At 42.1% G+C, this 6338-nt stretch carries 5 protein-coding genes and 2 rRNA genes; 6 read left to right on the top strand and 1 reads right to left on the bottom strand.

The genetic code is table 11. The features are described from left to right. From KA531_01955 to KA531_01935, 5 genes are all read left to right on the top strand, one after another. The coding region (locus KA531_01955) for a hypothetical protein (protein ID MBP6005645.1) at window positions 1-801 on the top strand (801 nt) is incomplete at its 5' end. Between the two features lie 257 nt (window positions 802-1058). Beyond that, window positions 1059-4153 (top strand): 23S ribosomal RNA (locus KA531_01950). 21 nt (window positions 4154-4174) lie between these two features. After that, window positions 4175-4282, top strand: a 5S ribosomal RNA gene (rrf, locus tag KA531_01945). A 111-nt stretch (window positions 4283-4393) separates the two neighbouring features. Then, entirely contained in the window at window positions 4394-4927 is a 534-nt protein-coding gene (locus KA531_01940; protein MBP6005644.1) for a hypothetical protein, read from the top strand. 151 nt (window positions 4928-5078) lie between these two features. Further along, the gene (locus KA531_01935) at window positions 5079-5288 is read left to right on the top strand and encodes a hypothetical protein (GenBank protein ID MBP6005643.1); all 210 of its coding nucleotides are present in this window, start codon (window positions 5079-5081) and stop codon (window positions 5286-5288) included. On the opposite strand, the gene KA531_01930 is transcribed toward KA531_01935, so the two are convergent. Then, the gene (locus tag KA531_01930; protein MBP6005642.1) at window positions 5285-5683 is read right to left on the bottom strand and encodes a hypothetical protein; all 399 of its coding nucleotides are present in this window, start codon (window positions 5681-5683) and stop codon (window positions 5285-5287) included. The two genes, KA531_01935 and KA531_01930, sit on opposite strands and share 4 nt — an antisense overlap. Before the next feature lie 191 nt (window positions 5684-5874). On the opposite strand from KA531_01930, the gene greA reads away from it, so the two are divergent. Continuing rightward, window positions 5875-6336 (top strand): transcription elongation factor GreA, encoded by a 462-nt coding sequence (gene greA, locus KA531_01925; protein MBP6005641.1) that lies wholly within the window; start codon window positions 5875-5877, stop codon window positions 6334-6336. Window positions 6337-6338: the final 2 nt, after the last annotated feature.

Raw genomic sequence — 6338 nt, 5'->3', positions numbered from 1 at the left:
CATCAGGATTGGCATAGAGATAAAAATGAGTATTATCTGGCAAAAGCAAATATCTTCAAGTACCAATCTATCCAAGATCTAGCAGTTTATAAGGCTGATGACCAGAATTCTACTAGTCTAGCAACTGTGAGCTTAGCCCAAAAACGAGGATATGGACCATTGGGTAGTGGCTCTATGATCGAGTATGATAAACTCGGAATATATTTTGATAGCAAACTTGAGATCACTAGATCAATAGTGGCTTTGCCAGGGTTGCACAACTTGGAAAATATTGCCGCAGCAATTTCGGCTACCTGGGATATTATAGAGGATAGGTCTATTTATCTAGAGATAGTTAGTAGCTTCAGGGGTCTAGAGCATCATATTGAATTTGTTGCTAAAGTTGGAGGGATTAGCTACTATGATGACTCATTTGCCACTAATCCTAGCTCGACAATCGCAGCAATTAATGCCCTAACTGAGAATGGAGATAAAATTGTCGTGATGATCGGTGGTATGGATAAGGGGCTTGATTATCTACCATTAGCGAACTATCTATCAGATTTGGGTCAGATTAAAGTTTTGCTTTATGGTCAAGCTTCGGAAATGATTATCCAGACCTTTAGGTCGGTTGGATTTGAGGGCTATCAGGTTAATGAGGGTCAGGACTTCGTGCAGATTGTAGATCAGGCTAAGCAACTAGCTAATGCTGAAGGTCTGCAGATAGTTTTGCTTTCTCCGGCGACCAGTAGTAAAGATATGTTTGATGATTACAAACAAAGGGGCAGAATATTTAGTGAGATAGTTAAAAAAATCTCTTGACATCGGTCTATATTTTCTGATAATATCACTAATTGTACTATCTAATCAGGATGAACTGTTGATTAAGATAGACGAACCTTGAAAATCTAGATGGGAAAACGGTTTCGAACAGTCATTGACGCAAGTTTGTGATTGTGCGAAACAAATCACCGAAACAAATTTTAGTTTTGTTTTAATCTTTGTGATTAGACACTAGCTAAGATTTGCTAATGTATTGCTTCTTTGACCAAAATTCTGTTTGGGTTAAAGAAGCCTTGTAAAAAGCAAAATAAGGGCGCACGATGGATGCCTTGACGTAAAGTGCCGAAGAAGGACGCAGCAGGGTGCGATAAGCCTCGGGTAGCTACCAAGCAAGCTATGATCCGGGGATTTCCGAATGGGGAAACCTATCTCAAGTCATGTTGAGATGATCCGAACTGAATTCATAGGTTTGGAGACGGCAACTACCGGAACTGAAACATCTTAGTACGGTAAGGAAAAGAAATTAACCAAGATTCTCTGAGTAGCGGCGAGCGAAAGGGGAGAAGCCTAAACTTATCTTTTTTCCTATAATTATCTAGATTCTGTCTAGATAATCAGTAGGTTTAGTCACTAATAAAAGGAAAGGGTTGTGAGATGTAGACCATCAGTCAGTTGACCTCAAGTGATTGAGTTTAGCTGACTAATGCTTGTCATTGACTGATGACAAATAGGGTTACAAAATATTTATATAGTAGAAGGTGCCTGGAAAGGACCACCATAGAGCGTGAAAGTCGCGTAAACGAAATATACTTATCCCTTTGTCTACAAAGGACTGACATCTGTGATAGCTTGCTATCATAAATGTCAGGAAGTCTCAAGTAGGACGGGGCACGGGAAACCTTGTCTGAAGCTGGGGGGACCACCCTCCAAGGCTAAATACACTTTACGATCGATAGTGAACGAGTACCGTGAGGGAAAGGTGAAAAGAACCCCGGAAGGGGAGTGAAATAGAATCTGAAATCCTGCGCTTACAATGAGTCGGAGCTTCTAATCATTTATGGTTATTAGTGACGGCGTGCTTTTTGCATAACGATCCAGCGAGTTAATTTATATGGCTAGGTTAAGTTTTAAAAACGGAGCCGAAGCGAAAGCGAGTCTTAACCAGGCGAATAAGTCATATGAATTAGACCCGAAACCAGGTGAGCTAACCATGGGCAGGCTGAAGTACCAGTAACATGGTATGGAGGGCCGAACCAGGGAGTGTTGCAAAACTCTTGGATGACCTGTGGTTAGAGGTGAAATGCTAATCGAACCTGGAGATAGCTGGTTCTCCCCGAAATAGCTTTAGGGCTAGCGTTGTAAACTATTATATGGGGGTAGAGCACTGAATGGGTTTTGGGCCCACATTAGGGTACCAAGTCCAATCAAACTCCGAATACCATATAAACTATTGCAGCAGTTAGAAATAGGGAGCTAAGTTCCTGTTTCGAAAGGGAAACAGCCCAGATCGTCGTCTAAGGTCCCAAAATTTGTACTAAGTGGAAAACGAAGTGAAATTGCACAGACAACCAGGATGTTGGCTTAGAAGCAGCCATTCATTTAAAGAGTGCGTAATAGCTCACTGGTCAATTGTAGCTTTGCACGGAAAATATAACGGGGCTAAGTACAGTACCGAAGACACGACTATTTGCGTAAGCAAATGGGGTAGGGGAGCGTTCTATCAGCGTTGAAGTTGAACCGTAAGGTTTGGTGGAGTGGATAGAAGTGAGAATGCTGGAATGAGTAACAGAAAGGCAAGTGAGAATCTTGCCCACCGAAAGACCAAGGTTTCCTAAGCAATGATGATCAGCTTAGGGTTAGTCGGGCCTAAGCCGAGGCGAATAGCGTAGGCGATGGACAACAGGTTAATATTCCTGTACCGGTAATATCTTGTCAGATTAAGACACGGCTTGGAAGTCGAAGCAGCTTATTGGATTGCTGTCTAAGCATGCTATACATGCGAGTGAAACGGTTGATCTTTGATTGACTGGATTTCGGCGTACTAGCTGGCTAGAAAATTAATTTGGCTTATGGATATTGCCGACCGTACCGCAAACTGACACAGGTGGTCAGGTCGAGTAGACCAAGGTGGACGAGTGGACCTTCGTTAAGGAACTCGGCAACAAGAGCGGCCGTAACTTCGGGATAAGGCCTCCCGGCTTGTTTACAAGTCGGGCGCAGTAAAAGAGCCCATGCAACTGTTTATTAAAAACACAGGTCTGTGCTAAAGCGAAAGCTGATGTATACAGGCTGACGCCTGCCCGGTGCTGGAAGGTTAAGGGGAGAGGTTCACGCCTTGAACTTAAGCCCCAGTGAACGGCGGCAGTAACTATAACTGTCCTAAGGTAGCGAAATTCCTTGTCGGGTAAGTTCCGACCTGCACGAATGGCGCAATGATGTGGGCACTGTCTCAACGAAGGACTCGGTGAAATTGCATTAGCGGTAAAGATGCCGTTTACCCACACCAAGACAAAAAGACCCTGTGCAGCTTTACTACAGTTTGGCATTGAGTCTGGCTTTATTATGTGTAGGATAGGTGGGAGACTATGAAGTCGCGATGCTAGTCGCGATCGAGTCACTGGTGGAATACCACCCTTAATACAGCTTGGCTCTCACCTCTGCCTTTAACTGATTTAAAGATTAGTTTATATTAGACAATATTTTTAAGTTAGTTACAGGTAGAGGGACCGTGTCTGATGGGTAGTTTAACTGGGGCGGTTGCCTCCTAAAGAGTAACGGAGGCGTTCAAAGGTTGACTAGGTATGGATGGAAATCATACTGATAGTGTAAACGCATTTAAGTCAGCTTGACTGCGAGGACTACAATCCAAGCAGGTGCGAAAGCAGGAGTTAGTGACCCACTGTATAAGTGTGGAATTAACAGTGCTCAACGGATAAAAGTTACGCCAGGGATAACAGGCTTATAGCGCCCAATAGTTCACATAGACGGCGCTGTTTGGCACCTCGATGTCGGCTCATCCCATCCTGGAGGGGAAGCACCTTCCAAGGGTTTGGCTGTTCGCCAATTAAAGGGGTACGCGAGCTGGGTTAAGAACGTCGTGAGACAGTTCGGTCCGTATCTGGTGTGGGCGTTTGGAAACTTGAGAAGAGTTGCTCCTAGTACGAGAGGACCGGAGTGAACGAGCCTCTAGTGTATCAGTTGTCATGCCAATGGCATTGCTGAGTAGCTATGCTCGGAAAGGATAAGCGCTGAAAGCATATAAGCGCGAAGCCTCCTTCAAGATTAGGTTTCCCCATTAGACTCCATGTAGATAACGTGGTTGATAGGTACCAAGTGTAAGTGCTGTGAGGCATTGAGCTGAGGTATACTAATAGTCGATTGGCTTTTTACAAGTTACATTTAGCAAATCTTAGGTGGTGCCTATGGCGAAGAGGAAACACCCGTTCCCATTCCGAACACGGAAGTTAAGCTCTTCTGCGGCGATGATACTGCCTTGCGGGAAAGTAGCACGGTGCCACTTTTTATTGATTAATAAAAAGTACTATATATTCTCATCTAGATTTTTTATTAAAAACCCCTCTCTTGAGGGGTTTTTTGTATTTAGGTTATGTTATTTATTATAAGGAAAAGTATGGAACAAACTAAGATGACCGATAAGTCTCCGGCAGAAGTGCTAGATAGCTGGCATCAATTATTGTCCAGTAATCCTAATGAACCTATTATAATTTTTAGGAATAGTCCAGGAGAAGGCGGCAATAATATATTAATGATAGGCATTCCAAATAAGCTATCTAATTACTTGCATCCCACTTATCCAGATATAAGACTATTATTTTCAGACTTGGTTAGTTTTGAAGGATTTCGTATGAAACAATCCAATAACACGGAAGTTTCAGTAGGTATATCAGATTTTGAAAATGATGGTGATATAGGAATGGTAATTGGTGTAGACAATTTTAGATCTTGGCAGGTTGATGCTCGAGAGCAAGATATTTTGTATTTTTATGGAGCATTAAACCTTTTAGGAATTAATAATAGGGGTATTTTTATACCTAGGGCTTTGAGAATTATAGAAAATGCCAGACTAAAATATTTATCAACTCAGCTTAACTATGGACTAGATCCTGATTTTGTTACAACGCAAGAAAAATTTCTGGGACTCTAGGTAGGAGATTAAATTATCTGCCCGTAGCAATAATGTTGGGTATTTGGACTTGACAAAACTATAAATATAAGCTAAAGTATAAGCGTAATAACTGAAGTGAAAACTTGCGGAGGGCAGTTCAAGTAATAAACTAACTTGAAAGGGGGTCTCCATGTCGGGTACCAAAGTAGGTGGTCATAAGGCTGCATCAACAAATCGTAAAAAATACGGCAAGAATTTCTACGCCGTAATAGGTCAAGCAGGTGGCAAAAAATCTCGAGGTGGAGGTTTTGCTGCCAACCCCAAGCTAGCTTCCTTGGCTGGACGCAAGGGTGGCAAGATCTCTCGTAGGGGTAAGGCAAAAGATACTCTAGCTAACTAGAAGCTGAGATTATATTTTCGTGGCTCAGGATGTAGGCTATCAGACACTCTCCAGCTACTTAGACAGTTATAGCATTGATAGTTGTTTTGCCTATTAATATTTAATGTATGGCAATTCGGGCAGGTTCCTCTAGCTTTATACCAGTCTAAATAAGTTTTTATACAGCTATCTCTTAACGTTTGATCATAATCAATACTAAGCTCCTGGCAGATAATTAATGCTTTGTCCCAAGCCTTAATTTCAATTAGAACTAGCTCCAGGTCAGATTGGTAGTCAATATGGCCTAGTTCGGCATGTGCCAATTCATGGATCAATAGCAAGGGGCTGGATGGATAATCACTAGAATCAGCAATATAATAGATCTGTTTACTATTACTATCGAATCCATAGTACATTCTCTTGCGGAATTGGTACTCCGGATACCTTTGTTTGATGTGATTGATTGTGATGTCTTCCCCCTATCGTTTGCTTGATCTAGATGCTACTATTGTTTTCGAGATTGCTGACACTAGATGCATAGACAGCTTAGGCTGTCTATGCTAAGATAATCTAGCATTAATTATACAGTAGGAAGGAATCAATGACTATAAAAAAAGATGACAAAGTATTATTGACCAAGCAAGGCTTAGTTGACCTGGAAAAAGAATTAGCCGATCTCAAGGCTAAGCGTCCAGAGATTGCCAACAAGATAAAAGAAGCAAAAGACTATGGGGACTTAAGTGAAAATGCCAGCTATGATGAAGCTAGAGAAGAGCAGGCATTTATGGAGGGTAGGATTGAAGAGATTGAGTCTATGCTCAAGCGAGTTGAGATTGTCAGTAATCATCATAGTGAAGAAGTGGAAATCGGGAGCGTAGTGAAGGTTATTGTCAATGGGGAGCAGAAGCAGTATCGTATCGTTGGATCTACTGAGGCTAATCCGTTGGAGGGTAAGCTCTCCAATGAGTCTCCTGTCGGGAGTAGCCTGATAGGAAGAAGATCTGGTGAAAAGGTGGAAATAGAGATACCTGTAGGAACTATAATCTACGAGATCATTGCCGTTAATTAGCT

The sequence above is a fragment of the Candidatus Saccharibacteria bacterium genome, assembly GCA_017983775.1.
In the GTDB taxonomy this organism is placed as follows: Bacteria; Patescibacteriota; Saccharimonadia; order JAGOAT01; family JAGOAT01; genus JAGOAT01.
This window is presented reverse-complemented; position numbering and strand designations above follow the sequence as displayed.

What these genes read in the sequence shown, in the direction of transcription:
- KA531_01940 (MBP6005644.1), top strand. Translation starts at nt 4,394, where the DNA reads ATGGAACAAACTAAGATGACCGATAAGTCTCCGGCAGAAGTGCTAGAT.
- KA531_01935 (MBP6005643.1), top strand. Translation starts at nt 5,079, where the DNA reads ATGTCGGGTACCAAAGTAGGTGGTCATAAGGCTGCATCAACAAATCGT.
- KA531_01930 (MBP6005642.1), bottom strand. Translation starts at nt 5,683, where the DNA reads ATGTACTATGGATTCGATAGTAATAGTAAACAGATCTATTATATTGCT.